The sequence below is a fragment of the Pseudomonas sp. F9001 genome (assembly GCF_013385435.1).
Taxonomy (GTDB): Bacteria; Pseudomonadota; Gammaproteobacteria; order Pseudomonadales; family Pseudomonadaceae; genus Aquipseudomonas.
In genome coordinates this window covers 79,611-98,329 of the sequence record NZ_JACAPX010000014.1, presented here as the reverse complement: position 1 = coordinate 98,329, position 18,719 = coordinate 79,611, and the positions used below count along the sequence as shown (strand labels likewise).

19 protein-coding genes are annotated in these 18,719 nt (G+C 61.0%); 12 read left to right on the top strand and 7 right to left on the bottom strand.

Going from position 1 to position 18,719, the window contains the following annotated elements; translation table 11 throughout:
- Position 1 precedes the first annotated feature (1 nt).
- Positions 2-940, top strand: a complete 939-nt coding sequence (locus HX818_RS16010) for an AraC family transcriptional regulator (RefSeq protein WP_023659137.1) — start codon at positions 2-4, stop codon at positions 938-940.
- Between the two features lies 1 nt (position 941).
- On the opposite strand, the gene HX818_RS16005 is transcribed toward HX818_RS16010, so the two are convergent.
- Together HX818_RS16005 and HX818_RS16000 are read right to left on the bottom strand one after the other, a co-directional pair.
- Positions 942-1,325 (bottom strand): cytochrome c family protein, encoded by a 384-nt coding sequence (locus HX818_RS16005; protein WP_003210355.1) that lies wholly within the window; start codon positions 1,323-1,325, stop codon positions 942-944.
- Between the two features lie 27 nt (positions 1,326-1,352).
- The gene (locus HX818_RS16000) at positions 1,353-1,874 is read right to left on the bottom strand and encodes a GNAT family N-acetyltransferase (RefSeq protein ID WP_177020394.1); all 522 of its coding nucleotides are present in this window, start codon (positions 1,872-1,874) and stop codon (positions 1,353-1,355) included.
- A 124-nt stretch (positions 1,875-1,998) separates the two neighbouring features.
- Here HX818_RS16000 and HX818_RS15995 point away from each other — a divergent pair, with 124 nt between their 5' ends.
- From HX818_RS15995 to HX818_RS15980, 4 genes are all read left to right on the top strand, one after another.
- Positions 1,999-2,718 (top strand): SDR family oxidoreductase, encoded by a 720-nt coding sequence (locus HX818_RS15995; RefSeq protein WP_008438472.1) that lies wholly within the window; start codon positions 1,999-2,001, stop codon positions 2,716-2,718.
- Between the two features lie 142 nt (positions 2,719-2,860).
- Entirely contained in the window at positions 2,861-3,238 is a 378-nt protein-coding gene (locus tag HX818_RS15990; protein ID WP_003210361.1) for a response regulator, read from the top strand.
- Between the two features lie 101 nt (positions 3,239-3,339).
- On the top strand, positions 3,340-3,954 hold the full coding sequence (locus HX818_RS15985; protein ID WP_177020393.1) for a biliverdin-producing heme oxygenase: 615 nt from the start codon (positions 3,340-3,342) through the stop codon (positions 3,952-3,954).
- Positions 3,951-6,179 (top strand): ATP-binding protein, encoded by a 2,229-nt coding sequence (locus HX818_RS15980; RefSeq protein ID WP_102605925.1) that lies wholly within the window; start codon positions 3,951-3,953, stop codon positions 6,177-6,179. The genes HX818_RS15985 and HX818_RS15980 overlap by 4 nt, the downstream gene beginning before the upstream one ends.
- Before the next feature lie 356 nt (positions 6,180-6,535).
- Here HX818_RS15980 and HX818_RS15975 read toward each other — a convergent pair whose 3' ends face one another.
- The gene (locus tag HX818_RS15975; protein ID WP_008438475.1) at positions 6,536-7,855 is read right to left on the bottom strand and encodes an ATP-binding protein; all 1,320 of its coding nucleotides are present in this window, start codon (positions 7,853-7,855) and stop codon (positions 6,536-6,538) included.
- The gene (locus tag HX818_RS15970) at positions 7,852-8,562 is read right to left on the bottom strand and encodes a response regulator (RefSeq protein ID WP_023659139.1); all 711 of its coding nucleotides are present in this window, start codon (positions 8,560-8,562) and stop codon (positions 7,852-7,854) included. Before HX818_RS15970 ends, HX818_RS15975 begins: the two co-directional genes overlap by 4 nt.
- Before the next feature lie 164 nt (positions 8,563-8,726).
- Between HX818_RS15970 and HX818_RS15965 the strand changes: the two genes are divergently transcribed.
- From HX818_RS15965 to HX818_RS15950, 4 genes are all read left to right on the top strand, one after another.
- Complete coding sequence (locus tag HX818_RS15965; protein WP_003210369.1) at positions 8,727-9,515, top strand: VacJ family lipoprotein; 789 nt, start codon at positions 8,727-8,729, stop codon at positions 9,513-9,515.
- Positions 9,505-9,750 carry a hypothetical protein gene (locus HX818_RS15960; protein WP_003210371.1) on the top strand — a complete coding sequence of 82 codons (246 nt, stop codon included), beginning with the start codon at positions 9,505-9,507 and terminating at the stop codon, positions 9,748-9,750. Before HX818_RS15965 ends, HX818_RS15960 begins: the two co-directional genes overlap by 11 nt.
- A 137-nt stretch (positions 9,751-9,887) precedes the next feature.
- Positions 9,888-11,807 carry an alkaline phosphatase D family protein gene (locus tag HX818_RS15955; protein ID WP_177020392.1) on the top strand — a complete coding sequence of 640 codons (1,920 nt, stop codon included), beginning with the start codon at positions 9,888-9,890 and terminating at the stop codon, positions 11,805-11,807.
- Positions 11,808-11,944: 137 nt separating this feature from the next.
- Positions 11,945-12,958 carry a diguanylate cyclase gene (locus HX818_RS15950; RefSeq protein ID WP_177020391.1) on the top strand — a complete coding sequence of 338 codons (1,014 nt, stop codon included), beginning with the start codon at positions 11,945-11,947 and terminating at the stop codon, positions 12,956-12,958.
- Positions 12,959-12,962: 4 nt separating this feature from the next.
- On the opposite strand, the gene HX818_RS15945 is transcribed toward HX818_RS15950, so the two are convergent.
- Entirely contained in the window at positions 12,963-13,991 is a 1,029-nt protein-coding gene (locus tag HX818_RS15945) for an amino acid ABC transporter substrate-binding protein (RefSeq protein WP_008438485.1), read from the bottom strand.
- A 144-nt stretch (positions 13,992-14,135) separates the two neighbouring features.
- Here HX818_RS15945 and HX818_RS15940 point away from each other — a divergent pair, with 144 nt between their 5' ends.
- Both HX818_RS15940 and HX818_RS15935 read left to right on the top strand, forming a co-directional pair.
- The gene (locus HX818_RS15940) at positions 14,136-15,032 is read left to right on the top strand and encodes a LysR substrate-binding domain-containing protein (protein ID WP_177020390.1); all 897 of its coding nucleotides are present in this window, start codon (positions 14,136-14,138) and stop codon (positions 15,030-15,032) included.
- Positions 15,033-15,138: 106 nt separating this feature from the next.
- Positions 15,139-16,389, top strand: coding sequence for an aspartate aminotransferase family protein (locus tag HX818_RS15935; RefSeq protein WP_177020389.1), 1,251 nt, complete (start codon positions 15,139-15,141; stop codon positions 16,387-16,389).
- Positions 16,390-16,433: 44 nt separating this feature from the next.
- On the opposite strand, the gene HX818_RS15930 is transcribed toward HX818_RS15935, so the two are convergent.
- Together HX818_RS15930 and HX818_RS15925 are read right to left on the bottom strand one after the other, a co-directional pair.
- The gene (locus HX818_RS15930) at positions 16,434-16,817 is read right to left on the bottom strand and encodes a DUF1640 domain-containing protein (RefSeq protein ID WP_003210382.1); all 384 of its coding nucleotides are present in this window, start codon (positions 16,815-16,817) and stop codon (positions 16,434-16,436) included.
- 1 nt (position 16,818) lies between these two features.
- On the bottom strand, positions 16,819-17,076 hold the full coding sequence (locus HX818_RS15925) for a hypothetical protein (RefSeq protein ID WP_003210383.1): 258 nt from the start codon (positions 17,074-17,076) through the stop codon (positions 16,819-16,821).
- 294 nt (positions 17,077-17,370) lie between these two features.
- On the opposite strand from HX818_RS15925, the gene HX818_RS15920 reads away from it, so the two are divergent.
- Positions 17,371-18,708 (top strand): carbohydrate porin, encoded by a 1,338-nt coding sequence (locus HX818_RS15920; protein ID WP_177020388.1) that lies wholly within the window; start codon positions 17,371-17,373, stop codon positions 18,706-18,708.
- Positions 18,709-18,719 lie beyond the last annotated feature (11 nt).

Here is an 18,719-nt window from a genome sequence, read left to right as displayed (position 1 = left end):
CATGCGTAAAAGTACGAATATGCCCAGCGACCCGTTTTCCGAGATTCTCACGTTCGTGAATGCCCAATCGGTTATGACCGGCGGCTTCAGCGCGGGCGGCGCCTGGGCCCTGCGTTTTCCCGCGCCGGACAAGATCAAGTTTTTCGGGGTGGTGAAGGGGCAGTGCTGGTTGTGGATGGATGGCGAACTGGCGCCGGTGTTGATTGAGGCGGGCGATGTGTTCCTGCTGTGTGCGCAACGCTCGTTTGTGCTTGCAGGCGATGTGTCGGTCGCGCCTTTGGAAGCGCGGCAATTATTCGCTGACGCCGGCCGCTTCCCGCAAATCGGTGACGGCCAGGGCTGTGTGCAAATCGGCGGCTACGTGCAACTGGACCCGGAGAGTGGCGGCCTGCTGGCCAACGCGCTGCCGCCCCTGATCCACGTGCGGGCCACGTCGCCGCAAGCGACAATCGTGCAATGGCTACTCGGCCAGTTGGCACATGAGGGGCAAGCCAATTTGCTCGGGGCAAGCTTGGCGTCGGCGCAACTGGCGCAGTTGATGTTTATCCAGATCCTGCGGGCCTATGTCGAGACCTCGGGCGTATTACCCGAAGGCTGGCTGCGCACGGTCAGCGACAAGCGCCTGGCCCCCGCGCTGCGCTTGATACACAGCGAGCCGGGGCGTGCCTGGACACTGGAAGACCTGGCTACGGCGGCTGCGATGTCGCGCACCACCTTTTCGCACTACTTCAAGAGCGTTGCCGGGGTACCACCGTTGGCGTACCTGACCGAGTGGCGCATGCGCCTTGCGCAACGAGCGTTGCGCGAGGGGAATCTGTCAGTGGGCGTGCTAGCGCAGTCGTTGGGGTACGGTTCTGAAAGTGCGTTCAGCAACGCCTTCAAGCGAGTGACAGGAAAGGCCCCGAGGCATTATCGGGACGCGTGCCGTCAATCAATGTGAATTACTGCGCCTGGAACGTCGCAAGGTACGCCAGCAGGTTATCGATCTTCTCCTGGTCGCTGATCCCCCAGAAAATCATCCGAGTGCCGCTCACGACCTTTTTCGGTGCCTCGATGTAGGCGGCCAGCTTGTCCCGCGTCCAGACCACGCCTGAATTCTTCATCGCATCTGAATACTGGTAATCAGTGGTCGTGCCGGCCGGGCGGCCAATGATGCCGTTGAGCTGCGGCCCGAAACCGCCCCGGGCATTTTCGCCGACGCTATGGCAACCGCCGCAGGTTTTGCTGAATAACTTTCCACCGGCTTCGGCGTCTCCCGCCGCCGCTGCCGGCAGGCTGACGAGACCGGCAATCAGGGCGAGGCTGAATAATACGACGTACTTCATGGGTAACTTTCCATCCGTTGTGCCGGTTCAGCTGGGGACTTGCCATGACATGGCACAGCGACTGCCCGGCGCAAAACCGTGACGATACTCCTCACGCAGAGCCTCTGCCAAACGATGATCCGGCGCCAGCGAATGTGCTTGCTCAAATCCCAGCCGCTGATCAAACGGGCTGTTCCAGGGCACGTCGCAAAATGTGGTCAAGGTGACTGCCCGCAACCGGCGCGAGCGAGCCTCATTCATCACGGCCTCAAGCAATTGCCGCCCTGCGCCACGGCCCTGCATGACCTGCGCCACCGACAGTTCATGGATGTGCAGGTCGTCATCAAACATCTGTGCACTGAGAAAACCCTGGACCTGGCCAGCAGCATCCACCGCCACCCAACACGTACCCCACGCGATCAACTGCAGATGACGTTCAACACTCATGACCTCGGCATCGGCCAGCCAGCTCAAGGATTCGATCGCACGAAAGGACTGGGCCGCACTGCGCTCTATTGCAGGTAAACACACTGCGTCGGGTGCGGCGGCAAGTCGGATAACAGTGAGCATGAGGCAACCCGGGATCGTTGAAACACCTGAGATTAACATCTGGAAACAGCCACTCAATTGATATCACCCCACCACTCTGCTTGCATGCCCGCTCCTCTCGGCACAGCGGTTCAGGAGACAAGCGATGAAAACCATGGTGGTCGGTGCAAGCAAAGGATTGGGCAGGGCCTTGATGGAAGGGCTGGGCGGGGTTGGGGATACGCTGATCGGGGTGTCCCGCAGTCGCCCTGATCCCTTGACGTGCAGCACTGGCGCCGAGGTGCGCTGGGTGGAAGCAGACCTTGGCGTGCCTGGCCAAGCGGCGCACGTCATCGAGCAGGCGGTGGCGGCAGGCGGGCTGGACACACTGATCTATAACCTGGGCATCTGGGAGGCGCGGGCGTTTGATCCGGCGTACAGCTATCTCACCGACGAGGACACGCAACTGGAAGCCATCGTCAGTTGCAACATCACCGCACCGCTGTTGTTGATCAAGCGGCTGCTGCCGGTGTTATTGAAGAGCCCACAGCCGCGCATCATCCTCACAGGCTCGACCTCGGGACTGCCCCAGAGCGGCCGGCCCGAAGTGGCGTTCGGCGCCTCGAAATTCGCCTTGCGCGGCATCGCCGATGCGCTGCGTGAAGGCTATCGCCAGCAGCGCCTGGGCGTCACTTGCCTGAACCTGGGCTATCTGAATACCGAAGATTCCTTGAGCACCTCACGCACCCAGGCCGAACAGCGCGGTGAGGGCCAATTGATTCCGGTGCATGACGTGGTGCAGGTGGTGCGTATGGTCTTGAGCCTGTCCGGCGCCAGTTTCGTCAAGGAGCTGACGTTGCCGGCGCTGCTGGATGAACGCTTCTAGCAGGTTTCGCCAGTGGAGCGCCCTGCCCTGACGCAATTCAAAGACAACCAAATGACCACCCATCGCAAAAAAAACATCCAATCGAACCTAATCAACGGCGCCCCACTCCACCTTACTTAACCCGGATGGTGGAGTAAGGATCATGGCTCAGCCATCGATATTGGTGCTGGAAGACGACGAAATCATTCGCTCGTTGATGGTAGATGTACTGGAGGATTTCGGCGCGGTGGTGACCTCGTTCCCGTCCGCAGACGAAGGAATGATTTTTCTTGAACGGGCCAGTGATCCGGTAGACTTGATTGTCAGCGATATCCAGATGCCCGGCCTGCTCAATGGCTACGACTTGAGCAAAGTAGTCGCCCATCGCTGGCCGACGCTGCCGGTGGTGCTGACCTCGGGCAACACCGCAATGGCCTCGCAGTTGGGCAGCACCGTGCGGTTCCTGCCCAAGCCGTGGACCACCAAGCGCCTGATCGACTGCGTGCAGTCGGCCCTGGTGCAGGGTTCGCCCATGCACTGATAGCATCGCGATATCAGCCAAGGCGAACTTCACGGCGACTCCTGCGGTCAGTTATTAAGCAACCTTACATGGCCAGCAGGCCCCCAGTTCGAGTTTACTGAATGCATTCACAGGCCCATGACGTTGGTGCGCCCCCTGTACTTGAAGCCCTGCGCTCGGGTACCGCTTTACTGCACGTCGCCCTGGAAAAGCGCTTGCCGTTTTTCTCCCCGCAGCTCGATCACACTCGGTATAAACGCCTGCTCCAGGCCTATTACGGGTTCTACAACCCTCTGGAAACGACGCTGAACGACAGCGGCTTGATCCCCGTGGGGTTTGATCAGGTGCTGCGTCGCAAAACTCCCACCTTGCTGACGGATCTTCACGCCCTGGGCCTGGACGCCCGAGCCATCGCCGCCCTTCCCCATTGCATGTCGCTACCGCTCCTCGACACGCCGGCCGCCTGCCTGGGCGCGCTGTATGTGCTGGAAGGCGCCACCCTGGGCGGGCAGATCCTGCGCCGGGAAATGGCCCAGCGCCTGGGACTGGATGCCGACAACGGCGGCGCGTTTCTCAACGTGTACGGCGCTGAAACCGGTCGGCGCTGGAAAGACTTTCTCGACTACCTGAGCCATGTGCCCCTCGATGCGCACGCCAAACTGCGCGCCGTGAACGCGGCTCGCTCGACATTCAGCTGCTTTGAGCAATGGCTCGACATCCAGGAGGTACTGCTATGAAACCCGAAGATTTTGAAGAGTTGCTTGCCAACTGTGCAGACGAACCCATCCGCTTCCCGGGGGCCATCCAGCCCCACGGTGCGCTGCTGACCCTGTCCGAGCCGGACCTGCATATCGTGCAGGTGAGCGCCAACGTAGCCGAACTGTTCAACCACTCACCGGAATCCCTGCTAGGCCAGCCGCTGCACACATTGATCGGCATTGAACATGCCGAAGCCGTCCGGGCCATGGTCACGCAAAACAGCTTTTTCGACGCCGCACCGCTGCACATGACCCTCAACGGCGCCGAGTTCGAAGGCTTGCTGCACCGCCATCAGGATGTGCTGGTGCTGGAGTTCGAACCACGGCTCAAGGACTTCCAGCCGCGGGCACTCAATGGTCGGACCAGCAACCTGGGCAAGATGCTGCAACGCCTGCAGGCAGCGAAAACCCTGCAAGCCTTGTATGAAATCAGCGTCAACGAAATCCAGGCCATGACCGGCTATGACCGGGTGCTGATTTATCGTTTCGAAGAGGAAGGCCACGGCCAGGTGATCGCCGAAGCGTCCGCCCCGTCGATGGAATTGTTCAACGGCCTGTTCTTCCCGGCGTCTGACATCCCCGAACAAGCCCGGGAGCTGTACCGCACCAATTGGCTGCGGATCATCCCCAATGCCGATTACGAGGCAGTGCCGCTGGTGCCCAGGTTGCGCCCGGACACCGGCCAGCCCCTGGACCTGAGCTTCGCCACCCTGCGCAGCGTGTCGCCGATTCACTGCCAGTACATGAAAAACATGGGGGTGCTGTCGTCCATGAGCATCTCCCTGATGGCCGGCGACAAACTCTGGGGCCTGATCAGTTGCGGCAACCGCCAGCCGCTGCTGGTGCCCAATGATTTGCGCACCGCGTGCCAGACCATCGGCCAGGTGCTGTCGTTGCAGATCAGCGCCATGGAGGCCCTGGACCTAAGCCGCCAGCGCGAAGAAAAAGTCGAGGCCCTGGCCTTGCTCAGCCAGGCCATGCAGGCCTCGCCCGCAAACGTCTTCGATGGCCTGGCGCAGCGTCCGCAATTGCTGATGGACCTGACCCTCGCAGGCGGTGTGGCGATCATCGAAGACAAGCAACTGCACCGTTACGGTAATTGCCCGGAACCTGCGCAGATTCGCGCCCTGCACAAGTGGCTGCAAGAGACCGGGCAGCCGGTGTTTGCCAGCCATAACCTGGCCTCGGTTTACCCGCCGGCGGCTGAATACCAGCACGTAGCCAGTGGCGTGCTGGCCATGAGCTTGCCCAAGCCGGTGGACAACGGCGTGTTGTGGTTTCGTCCCGAAGTGAAGGAAAACATCAACTGGAGCGGCGACCCGAACAAACCCCTGGACCTGGAAAGCACCGACGCGGGCCTGCACCTTCGCCCACGCACCTCGTTTGAAATCTGGAAGGTGGAGATGGCTGGCATCTCCACCAAATGGAGCCACGGTGACCGCTTCGCCGCCAACGACCTGCGCCGCTCGGCCCTGGAAAATGACCTGGCCCGCCAGGTGCTGCGTGAACAACAGGCGGTGCGCGCCCGGGATGAACTGGTGGCGGTGGTTTCCCACGACCTGCGCAACCCGATGACGGTGATCTCGATGCTCTGCGGCATGATGCAAAAGGCCTTCAGTTCCGATGGCCCACACACCTCGCGACGGATTTCCTCGGCCATCGATACCATGCAACAAGCCGCCGGGCGCATGAATGTGCTGCTGGAAGATTTGCTCGACACCTCGAAGATCGAAGCCGGGCGCTACACCGTCAAGCCGGTGGCCCTGGACGTGAGCCAGATGTTCGAGGAGGCCTATTCACTGCTCGCGCCCCTGGCGATGGAAAAGGGCATCGACCTGTCCTTCAATGCCGAACCCGGGCTGCAAATCCATGCCGACCCGGAACGGTTGTTCCAGGTGCTGTCGAACCTGATCGGCAACGCCATCAAGTTCACCCCGCGCCAGGGCAATATCGGCATCAGTGCGTTGAGCAATGGCGAAGAGATCGTGTTTTCGGTGCGTGACTCCGGCGAAGGGATCGCCCCTGATCAGTTGCCTCACGTGTTTGATCGCTACTGGACGCAAACCGAAAACAATCCCACCGGCAGCGGCCTGGGCTTGTACATCACCCAAGGCATCGTGCAGGCCCACGGCGGGCGGATCGAGGCTGAGAGTGAGTTGGGGCGAGGCAGCGAGTTTCGGTTTACGGTGCCCAAGCCGGCTTGAAACGGCGCCTCATCGAGACGGCGAAGCATATGGAAACCCAAAGGCCCGGAACGCCGGACCGGGCCAGGGCCACTGATCAGGACGCACTCAAAGGGAGGTGAATGCGCACACTTCACGTCCTTTCTAATGAGAGCCAACATCTATGTCCTTTCCAATCATTGGCAGCGCTTTCCATATCCAATCCTTCAATGGACCCACTCATTCGCCTCAAGCCACTCAACCCGTCCAACCTGTTCAGCCGGCCCCCAAACCAAACGATGAGCCCTCGCGTAGCAGTTCCAACCAGCAAAGTTTTCAGTCGAACAGCAGTAATCTGAGCGGTTTGGGACCCAATTTGCTCTGACCGTTAAGCCTTCCTAAACCGGCAACACCACCACGGCGGCCAACCCGCCGCACGGGCGATTTTCCAGGGTCAGCGTTCCACCGTGTTCCAGGACGATCGCCCGTGCCGTGGAGAGTCCCAAACCGACACCCCCGGTACTTTTATTGCGTGAACCTTCCAGACGAAAGAACGGCAGGAACACCTGCTCATGCTGCTCCTGCGGGATGCCCGGGCCACGGTCCAGCACCCGCACCGTCACCCTTCCCGGGCTCTGTTGCAGCTCAATCTCCGGCGCCAGCCCGTAGTGGATCGCATTGTCCATCAGGTTGGTCATCACTCGCTTGAGCCCCAGCGGACGACCGAAATACACCAGCCGTGGCGGGCCATTGAAGCCGATGTCGATGGACTGGTCGCGGTAGTCGTCAATCAGCGTTTGCAGCAACTCCGCAAGGTCCAGTTGGGTGGCCTGTTCCAGGCGCGCATCGTCGCGAAAGAATTCCAGCGCGGTGTTGATCATCGCCTGCATCTCGTCGACATCCCGGAACAGGCGGTGCTGCTGGTCGGCATCTTCGATGAATTCCCCCCGCAGGCGCAGGCGGGTCAGCGGCGCACGCAGGTCATGGGAAATCGCGGCGAGCATCTGGGTGCGGTCCTGGATGAAGTGCTGCAACTGCGCCTGCATGCCGTTGAACGCGAGAATCGCCTGGCGGATTTCCTGGGGGCCGACCGGCTCGATAGGCGGCGCACGAAAGTCGGCGCCGAAACGTCGCACACCCTGGGCGAAATACTGCAGCGGCCGGGCCAGGCGCCGGGTGGCGATCAGCGTGACCAGCGCGGTGGAAATCAGTACCAGCATCAGCACGATCAGGCTTCGCGGGCCTTCCGCCAGGCCCCAGCTGCGCGACGGCGCGCTGAACATCAGCCAGGATTCATCCACCAGCTGCACCACCAGCGCATAGCGCCCGCCGGGGCCAGGCCAGTCGGACGGTTCGTAGGCTTCCATTCGCCGCTCCGGCCCCTTGAGCAGCTGCTTGAACACCTGGTCGGAGTGAAACCCCGGGTCTTCCAGAACCGGCACATCAATGCCTGTGCGGGTGGCCGACCAACTCACATTGAAGCTGTCATCGGCCACTGCCCGAGTCAGTTGCGCGCGCTGGGACGGCTCTGCCGCTTCGATCATCCGCACGATCACCGCGACCTTCTCCAACAGGCCGGTTTCACCCAACGGCGGCCTGGCCCAAACGCCAGCCAGTTGCACAAACAGCGCATTGAAGGCCAGCGCTGTGAGCATCGCAATCAGGATGGTCAGGGCAATCCAGCGGGCCACGGTGTCCCGAGGTTTGAAGCGGCTCATGAGCGGGTCACCGCGACGGTGAACTGGTAACCACCGTTGCGCACGGTACGAATCATCGCCGGGCGCTTGGTGTCGAACTCCAGCTTGCGTCGCAGGCGGCTGACCTGCACGTCGATGCTGCGGTCGAACGCGTCGTGGCTATGGCCCCGCGCCAGGTTCAGCAATTGCTCGCGGGTCAGTACGCGCTGAGGGTGTTCGACGAACACCAGCAGCAGGTCGAACTCCCCGGACGACAACGGGATCATCACCTGGTCCGGCGAGCGCAACTCACGGCGCGTCAGGTCCAGTTGCCAGCCGGCGAAACGAATCAGCGGGCGCGACACGTCGCCCAACGTCGGCCGGTTTTCACCCGCCCGACGCAGTACGGCGCGCACCCGGGCAAGTAATTCACGGGCATCGAAAGGTTTGCTCAGGTAATCATCGGCGCCCATTTCCAGGCCCACCACGCGATCACTCAGTTCGCCCATGGCGGTCAGCATGATCACCGGTGTTGCGTATTGCTGGCGCAGGCGCTGGCACAGCAACAGGCCGTTATCCCCCGGCAGCATCAGGTCGAGGATGATCAGGTCGGCAGGTGTACGCTCCATGGCCGCCCACAGCTCGGCGCCATTGGCGGCGGTCTCGACCGTGTAGCCATGTTGCAGGAAGAATTTCTTCAGCAGGGCGAGGACCTCGAGGTCATCGTCCACGATTAAAAGATGGCTCACCGATGGGCATCACTTGGTCTTGTCGATGCGCCATCTAAAACCATTCGACGCGGCCCGTCATATATTTCAATCGTGCAATAAAGCGTCAACGGCGCAATAAAGCAGACATCTTTGCGCAAGCTGCGGCTGCCAGCATCGGCTTCCTTTTCCCGGAGACTGACCCCATGCGCTCGCTGACGTATCCCCAGCACCTGGCTCGCCAGGCGGTGTTGTTGCTGACTGTGTCTTACCTCACAGGCTGCGCGAGCCCGGCCAACGTAACGAGTACCACACGCTGCGCACAGGTTTCCTACCCGGTGTATGACCCCGCCGAACCAGTCAACCGGGGCGTGTTCGCCTTCAACCGCGCGGTGGATGACTACGCCCTGGCGCCTGTAGCCCGGGGCTACCGATACATGCCGGAGTTTTTCCAGCAGGGTGTGCATAACTTCGCCAGCAACTTCAGCGAGCCCAAGGTCTTCATCAACGACCTGCTGCAAGGCAACCCACGGCGCTCGATCAACACCCTGGGACGTTTTGCGGTGAACACCACCGTGGGGATCGTCGGCTTGATCGATGTCTCGGACCCGCTGGGCATCCCTCGCCACACCGCCGACTTCGGCCAGACCTTTGGCGTGTGGGGGATTGGCAACGGGCCGATTGTCGAACTGCCGTTGCTGGGCACCGGCAACAGCCGCGATGCGGCGGGCAAGGTCCTGAACTTCCTGGTGGCGCCGCTGGGCGACAGCGATACCGTGCAAACCCTGGGCACCATCAGCCTGGTGGGTGGCACAGTGGACACGCGCGCCTCGTTGCTGCCGCTGACCGACAGCCTGCAAAAGCTGCCGGACTACTACAGTGCCTTGCGTAACGTGGTGGCCGAACACCGCGCGGCCTTTGTGCTGGAGGGCAAGCAGGGGGCGACGTCGCCTCAGGCCGATAATTGTGCACAGGGAGCCGGCGATGATTTCTGAATCAAGCTCACTGGTCCTGCAACGTCAGGTTCGTAAACGCGGGACCAGCGCCCTGCTCTGCCGGGAGACCCGCCTGAGCCTGTCGTCGGAGCAGGGCCGCCTGGTGCTGAGCCGCTATGTCGAACGGTACAGCCCGCAGGGTGTGCGCTGGGTCGAGCGCCAGCACAGTGTGGCCCTGGCCGAAGTGCTGCGCTGGATGATTGCCGAAGGCGAGACCTGCGCCACGCAGTCATGATTTGAGATGAAAGGTTTATAGCCCGGGCCAGTGGGCGCCGGGTAATTTGCGGCTCGCCCGGGTATCGCGCCTTAACAAAACGCTGACATTCAATGCGTTACCTTTTCGGCCCAACCTTGCCCAGAGCCGTTGCCTTGATGCCTCACCCCGACACACTTCCCGCTGTACTCGCCGGCCCGTTGCTGCGACGCCTGGAACCGCGGCGCCTGGTGATGTGGCTGGTGGGAAGTCGTCCCCTGGCATTGACCCTAAGGCTGCAAGTCGCCCAAGGCGCGGCGCTCGATATCGAGTTGGACGCCAGCCAATGCAAGGTGGTGCCCGTCGGGCGCCAGGCCTTTATCCACCTGATCGACGTACCGCTGGCGGAAGCCCTGCCCCAGGACGTGAGCATAGGCTACGACCTGCTGGTAAACCGTGCCGGTATCGCCGAATGGGCGCCGCACCTGCTCTACCCGGGCGCACAAGGCCCGCATTTCGTCCTGCACAGCCGCATCCACCAATTGGTCCACGGTTCCTGCCGCAAGCCCCATCACAGCGCAGCCGACGGTTTGCTGTGTGTCGACCGGCTGCTGGCCGCATCGAACACCCTGGAGGAACGCCCGGCCTTGTTGATGATGAGTGGCGACCAGGTCTACGCCGACGATGTCGCGGGGCCGATGCTGCGGGCCATTCATGCGCTGATCACGCGCCTCGGCCTGTTCGACGAACACCTCGACGGTGCCGTCGTCGACAACAGCGCCGCGCTTTATGAGCATGCCGCCAGCTACTACCATCGAGCCGACCTGTTGCCCGCCCTGAAGAGCAACGAGACCCTGCGCGAGCGTTTTTTTGGCGGGGTGAAGAAGCCTATTTTCACCAGCAGCAGCGCCGACAACCACCTGGTGACTTTTGCCGAAGTCATGGCGATGTACCTGCTGGCGTGGTCGCCCGTACCGTGGCAACTGATCACACCGCAAGCGCCGCAACTGCGCGCCGAAGGGCACGTACGCTATGGGCACGAGCAAGTGCAGATCGACACGTTCCGTGACGGCCTGGGTGGCGTGGCCAGGGTGTTCGCCCACCTCTCCTGCCTGATGATCTTCGATGATCACGACATCACCGACGACTGGAACCTCAGCGCCCAATGGGAAGAAACCGCCTACGGGCATCCGTTCTCCAAGCGCATCATCGGCAACGCACTGCTGGCCTACATGCTGTGCCAGGGCTGGGGCAATAACCCGGATGCGTTCGATACGGTGATCGGCAAAACCCTGGCGCTCACCACACAGGCCCACGACAACTACCTGCAGCCTGACGCTCAAGATGAGCTGGTGGATGACCTGCTGAAGTTCCAGCAATGGCATTACGTGCTGCCCACCACCCCCGCACTGGTAGTGCTCGACACCCGTACCCGGCGCTGGCGCAGCGAGTTCAACCTCAAGCAACCCTCCGGCCTGCTGGACTGGGAAGCACTGAGCGAACTGCAACAGGAGCTGCTGGATCACCCTTGCGCGATCATCGTTTCACCGGCGCCGATCTTCGGCGTCAAGCTGATCGAAACCGTGCAGAAGGCCTTCAGCTGGTGCGGCTACCCGCTGTTGGTGGACGCGGAAAACTGGATGGCCCACCGCGGCGCGGCACAGGTGATCCTCAACATCTTTCGTCACTCCCGCACACCGGGCAACTACGTGATCCTCTCGGGAGACGTGCACTACTCGTTTGTCTATGAAGTGCTGATTCGCCACCGCAATGCCGGTCCAAAAATCTGGCAGATCACCAGCAGCGGCATCAAGAACGAATTCCCGCCGCGCTTGCTGGAATGGTTCGACCGTCTCAATCGATGGCTCTACTCACCGCGCTCACCGCTGAACTGGTTCACCCGTCGCCGACTCATGCAGGTAGTGCCGCATATTCCGGAACACGCTGAAGCGGGCGAACGGCTCTGGAATTCTGCCGGGATCGGGCAGGTGTTTTTTAACCGGCAGGGGCAGCCTGAGGCGATTTATCAGCACAATGCCAATGGGGCGCCCAGGACCAGGATGGCGGCGCCTGATCAGAAGCTGAACCCAAGCAAGTAGTGGCTTTTAGCCACATTCTCACTAGACCAAAGACCCCCTTCTAAGCGCCAAGGCGCCGTTGTACAGTACCGCCAGCCACGGAGTATCGGCATCAATTTTGGCTGGCCCCAGGAGCCAGTCCACGCAGGGAGTGCGCAATGGACGATACATCCGACAGCGAACCGTCAAGGAAGGACTTTTGCGACCTTAACGCCGACATGCTGCATGCCATCATGGAACTGGTCAGCGACGGGATCTGGGACTGGAACGCCAACACCGGGTTCGTCTACCGCAACCCCGGCTGGTACGAAATGCTCGGCTATGCCCATCACTCCCTGGAAAACAGCGTATTCACCTGGGAAAACGTGATTCATCCCGATGACTATCCCCAAGTGATGGTGCTGTTTGATAACTACATCAACCGCCGCACCACTCACTATCAAGCCGAATACCGCTGCCGCAAGAAAGACGGCTCCTACCTGTGGATCGAAGACCGCGGCTACGTGATCGCACGTAACGACGACGGCTCGGTGGCACGCATGGTCGGCGCCCACCGCAGTATCCAGGCGCGCAAACAGTCCATCGAACAGCTGGAGCGCCGCAATCAATCCCTTGAAGCCCTGGTGGCCGAGCGCACCCGCGAGCTGTCGCGTGTCAATCAACAACTGCAGTTGCAACTGGACGAGAATCGCTCCCTGGCCGAACGCGACGCCTTGACTCGCGTGGCCAATCGTTACCGCCTTGAACGCGTCCTGCTGGAAGAGTGCGCTCGCGCCCAACGGTTTCGCCTGCCGCTGTCGCTGATCGCCATGGACATTGACGACTTCAAGCCCATCAACGATCAGCACGGCCATGCCGTAGGCGATGAAACCCTGGTGCGCGTGGTGGAATGCCTGGAGGCCTGCATTCGCCACGGCGACTTGCTGGCCCGCTGGGGCGGCGATGAATTCATGGTCATCGTGCCCAAAAGCACGTTGGAGACCGCGCGGGAATTGGCCGAGCGGATGCGCTGTGCGCTCAAGGACTTGCCCGCCGTGGGCAGCTTCAAGGTGACGTTGAGCCTCGGCGTGGTAGAGCGACGCAACGATGAGTCACCCGCCTGCCTGATGGCCAGGGCCGATCAGGCGTTGTATCGCTCCAAGGCGGCGGGCAAGGACACGGTTTCTTCGTGAAACCTCAGCGAACCGGCGGCGCGTACTGGATCCCGCCATTGCTCCACAGGGCATTAAGGCCGCGCTTGATCTTCAGCACGCTGCCCTGGCCGATGTTGCGCTCGAACACCTCGCTGTAGTTGCCCACTTGCTTGACGATCTGCACGACCCAGTCCTTGCGCAGTTTCAGATCCTTGCCGTAGTCACCGTCTGCGCCGAGCAAACGGGCGACGTCCGGGTTCTTGCTGGACTTGGCTTGCTCTTCAACGTTCTGCGAAGTGATGCCCATTTCCTCGGCATTGAGCATGGCGAACAACGTCCACTTGACGATGCTGAACCACTCGTCGTCGCCCTTGCGCACCAGCGGGCCCAATGGCTCCTTGGAAATCACTTCCGGCAACACCACGAACTCATCCGGGTGAGCCATCTTGATCCGCTGGGCGTACAGCCCCGACTGGTCGGTGGTGAGCACGTCGCAGCGGCCCGCTTCGAGGCCCTTGGCACTTTCGTCAGCAGTGTCGAAGGTAATCGGCGTGTACTTCAGGCCGTTGGCGCGGAAGTAATCCGAGACGTTCAGCTCGGTGGTGGTGCCGGCCTGGATGCAGATGGTCGCGCCGTCCAGGTCCTTGGCGCTCTTCACACCGAGCTTGGTGTTCACCAGGAACCCGATGCCGTCGTAGTAGGTCACGCCGGTGAACACCATGCCCATGCCCGCGTCACGGGAACTGGTCCAGGTGGTGTTGCGGGAAATCAGGTCGATCTCGCCGGATTGCAACGCAGTGAAACGCTCCTTGGCGGTCAACTGGCTGAACTTCACTTTCGACGCGTCACCAAAGAGTGCTGCGGCGACGGCGTGGCACACGTCCACATCAATGCCGGTCATCTTGCCGTTGGCGTCCGGCACGCCAAAACCCGGCAACCCATCACTGACCCCACACTGGATAAAACCCTTCTTCTGGATCGCATCCAGGGTTGCCCCCGCGTGTGCGCTTGCGGCCAGCCCCAATAGTGCTGCGGCGGTGAATGCCGCCAACGTGGATTTCATGTGCTTCATGCAAGGCGCTCCCTGTCGGTCTTTATTATTCGGCGCCACAAACCCGCGCCGTTTATAGTGTTGCCGGTCAGTATCAACGGCTTTACACCTTGGCCACAAACGACGTTTAGGCAAAGGCTCCTTCCGATTTGGAATGAACTTCTCATGATCTCGAAACGCTTGACCCCTTCAATGACCGCCCTGCAGTGCTTCGAAGCCGCCGCCCGCCACCTGAGTTTCACCCGCGCGGCCGAAGAACTGCACCTGACCCAGAGCGCGGTGAGCAAGCAGGTGGCACAGCTCGAAGAGATGCTCTGCCACCCGCTGTTCCAGCGAGTGCGCCAGCGCTTGTACCTGTCGCCGGCGGGCTCGCTGTACCTGGAGGAAGTACGCAAGATCCTCAACCAGGTGGATATTTCCAGCCGCTACATCCTCACCTACGGTGGCGAGACCGAAGTGCTGCGCATCGCCACCCAGCCGACCTTCGGTGACCGCTGGCTGGTGCCCAAGCTCAAGGATTTTGCCGCGCGTCATCCCAATATCCACCTGGACGTGCGCAACGAACTGGAGCCGTTCGACGTGTTGCAGGCCAAGGCGGATATCGCGTTTTTCTTCGGCCAGGGAGCGTGGCCGGGGGCAACTTGCATCGAGTTGTTTCGCGAAGCCGTGGTGCCGGTCTGTGCCCCCGGGTTTGTTGCCGCTGGCAGCAACGCCTCGTCCCGCCACACCTTGCTGCAATGCACCTCGCGCCCGGAAGCCTGGCACGAGTGGTTTCTGGAACAGGGCCTGCACTCGCAAAACAGCTACCACGGGCCGCGTTTCGACACGTTCTACATGTGCATCCGCGCCGCGCAATCGGGGTACGGCGTGGCGTTGGTGCCACAGTATCTGGTGGCCGAGGAATTGGCGAACGCCAGCCTGATGATCCCCTGGGATTACAGAATGCCGAGTGCCGGCGCGCACTTTATCGCCCATGCCGAACATGCCGGGGAGATCCCGAAAGTGAAGGCGTTCCTGAACTGGATGGTGGATGTGGCGAAGGAGCTTGCTCCCTCGCCATAGCACATCCCGACTTTTAATAATGACCCGGCGACTTTATTTCGTTTGCGGGGCAAGGCGGCTCACGGCTTAGATAAAAGGACGCATCCTATTCTTGAGTCCCGGATCCATGAGCCGCGAAACCATCAGCCAGTCGATTTCCATCGTCCACCCCATCAGTCTCAGCCATGGCCGGAACGCCGAAGTCTGGGACACCACCGGCAAGCGCTTCATCGATTTCGTCGGCGGCATCGGCGTGCTCAACCTGGGCCACTGCCACCCGCGTGTGGTGGAGGCGATCCGCGACCAGGCCACCAGGCTCACCCACTACGCCTTCAATGCTGCGCCTCACGCGCCCTACATCGAACTGATGGACCGTCTTACCGCATTCATCCCGGTGGATTACCCGGTCAGTGGCATGCTCACCAACAGTGGTGCGGAAGCAGCGGAAAACGCCCTGAAAATTGTCCGCGGCGCCACTGGCCGCACCGCCGTCATCGCCTTTGACGGTGCGTTTCATGGGCGCACGCTGGCGACGCTCAATCTCAACGGCAAGGTCGCGCCATACAAGCAAAAAGTCGGCGTATTGCCGGGGCCGGTGTTCCACCTGCCCTACCCCAGCCGCGACAACGGCGTGACCTGCGGCGAAGCACTCAAGGCGATGGACCGCCTGTTCAGCGTGGAAATCGACGTCGACGACGTGGCCTGTTTCATCATCGAACCCGTGCAGGGCGAAGGTGGTTTCCTGGCGCTGGACGTGGAATTTTCCCAGGCCCTGCGACGCTTCTGCGATGAGAAAAACATCCTGTTGATTGCCGATGAAATCCAGTCCGGCTTCGGCCGCACCGGCCAGCGCTTCGCCTTCTCACGCCTGGGCATCGAACCGGACCTGATCCTGCTGGGCAAAAGCATCGCCGGCGGTGTGCCGTTGGGTGCGGTGGTGGGTCGCAAGACATTGCTCGACAACCTGCCCAAAGGCGGCCTCGGCGGCACCTACTCCGGTAACCCGATTGCCTGCGCGGCGGCCTTGGCCACCCTGGATGAAATGACGGACGAGCACCTGCAAGGTTGGGGCACTCAGCAGGAAGAAGCGATCGTCAGTCGCTATGAATCATGGTGTTCGAAAAGGCTCTCCCCCTACCTCGGCCGCTTGACCGGCGTGGGCGCCATGCGTGGCATCGAACTGGCCAACGCCGACGGCAGCCCGGCGCCACAACAACTGACCCAGCTGCTGGCACTGGCCCGCGAGGCGGGTTTGTTGCTGATGCCCAGCGGCAAATCGCGGCATATCATCCGCCTGCTGGCGCCGTTGACGATTGAAGCGGCGGTGCTGGAGGAAGGGCTGGATATTCTTGAAGAGTGTTTGGCGAAGTTGGCTTAAAAACCAAAAAGCCCGGCGGGAAGCCGGGCTTCGAACGGAAAACGTCAGTGGACGAGTCGGGCGACGCCAAAGGCGATGGCAGACAAGGCGCCAGCTGTTCCGACAAACCATTTCAGCAGTCGGGTTTCCAACGATTGCATATCCGTTCTGAAATTGGCGATTGAGAGATCCAACCTGGAGGTTGCTTCGAGCAGGTCGATTTTGGTCTGCATCAGATCGGACTTGGTGGCCATGTGCTCCTGCATGCCATCCAACTTCGTCTCGACGCGCTCCAATCTTGCCTCAACTTGTGAAATACGCTTTTCCAAATCGTTTTCTCCTCCGTTGCCCCCACCGCCTGCGCCGCCTTTGCGGTCGTAGCCTGATGACGAACCTTGACGGTACTCCTGGCGAAGATAGCTCACATTATCCTTGAGGTCATTCGCCATTTCAGGCCTCCTTCTTTTGGGTCAAAGCATTCAGTCCATCAGCTACACCTTCCATGCAGTCGATAAATTCATTCAGCTTCACCCATGCTTCATCTGCCGCCTGTTTTACATCCACGTCTTCACTATGTTTGAGCGCACCGGACAAGCTAATGATGCCGGAGCCGAGCCTAGCAATTGCACTGTGATACTGACCGAGAATAATGACTAGTTCCCCGGCTGTTACGGCCTTTGCCTCACCCACGTTATCGTCGCCTTCCATGTCGACCCCCCATCTGTTTTGGTGACGCAGATAACCACGCCCTCAAACACAAACCAACGCACAGATTGCTACCAAATCCGACGATCCAGCGCACTATTACCAAATCCGAAAGAATCCATCTTCCGTTTAGCCCTTTCTCTCCCCGCGCCAGGGCTTTATCCTTGTCAGCAACAAACTGAAACGTTTCATCATTCCACCAAACCATCGACCGCCCGTGTTCAACGCCCTTGTGCGAACGCGCCAGGCCGCTGTTTGCGTTTCAAAACCATAAAATATTAAGACCCCATTTTGCCTATGCCTGCTTTCCCAAACCTGCGCCTGTGCGCTGCGCTGTTACCGTTCGGCCTGATCAACTGTGCCCAGGCCGCACCTGCCTTTGACGCTGAATCACCGTGGATGCTGGGTGATTTCGGCGGCGCTCGGACAGCGCTGTCTCAACAAGGCTACGACTTCAAATTCGACTACACCGGCGAAATGGGCAGCAACCTGCACGGCGGCTCGGATCACGACCGCACTGCGCGCTACAGCGACCAATTCGGCCTGGGCACGCACCTGGATCTGCAGAAGATCCTCGGCTGGCACGACGCCGAGTTCCAGTTGACGGTGACCGAGCGCAGCGGCAACAACATCACCAATGACCGGGTCAACGATCCGCGTGTGGGCGGTTTTACCTCGTCCCAGGAAGTCTGGGGCCGTGGCCAGACCTGGCGCCTGACGCAGATGTGGTACCAGCAGAAATTCTTCGACCAAAAGCTCGACATCAAGGCCGGGCGCTTTGGCGAAGGTGAAGACTTCAACAGCTTCCCCTGCGACTTCCAGAACCTCGCATTCTGCGGCTCGCAGGTCGGTAACTGGGTTGGCAGCATCTGGTACAACTGGCCGGTGAGCCAGTGGGCGTTGCGGGTCAAATATCACCTGACGCCCGAGTTGTACGCCCAGGTCGGCGCCTACGAACAGAACCCGTCCAACCTCGATCGCGGCAACGGCTTCAAGCTCAGCGGCAGCGGCACCCAAGGCGCCCTGCTCCCGGTTGAGCTGGTGTGGACGCCTACGCTGAACGGCCTGCCCGGCGAATACCGCGCCGGCTACTACTACAGCAGCGCCAAGGCCAGCGATGTGTATAAAGACCGCAACGACCAGCCGGCAGCCCTCAGCGGCGAGGCCTATCGCAGCGCCTCCAGCAAGCACGGGGTGTGGCTGGGGGTGCAGCAGCAAGTCACCAGCCTGGCCAGCGACCATTCTCGGGGCTTGAACGTGTTCGCCAACGGCACGATGCACGACAAGAAAACCAACGCTGTGGATAACTACGTGCAAGCCGGCGTGGTCTACAAGGGCCTGTTCGACGCCCGCGCCAAGGACGATATCGGTTTCGCCGTGGCCCGGGTGCACGTCAACCCGGCCTACCGCAAGAATGCCGAGGCAAGCAACCAGGCCCACGCGGTATACGACTTCGATGACCCATCCTACCTGCCGATTCAACACACGGAATACAGCGCTGAGCTCTATTACGGCATCCATGTCACCCAGTGGCTGACGGTGCGCCCGAACCTGCAATACATCCGTCACCCCGGAGCCGTGGCCCAGGTGGATGACGCGCTCATCGGCGGGATCAAGCTGCAAAGCTCATTCTGACGTTGTAAGTA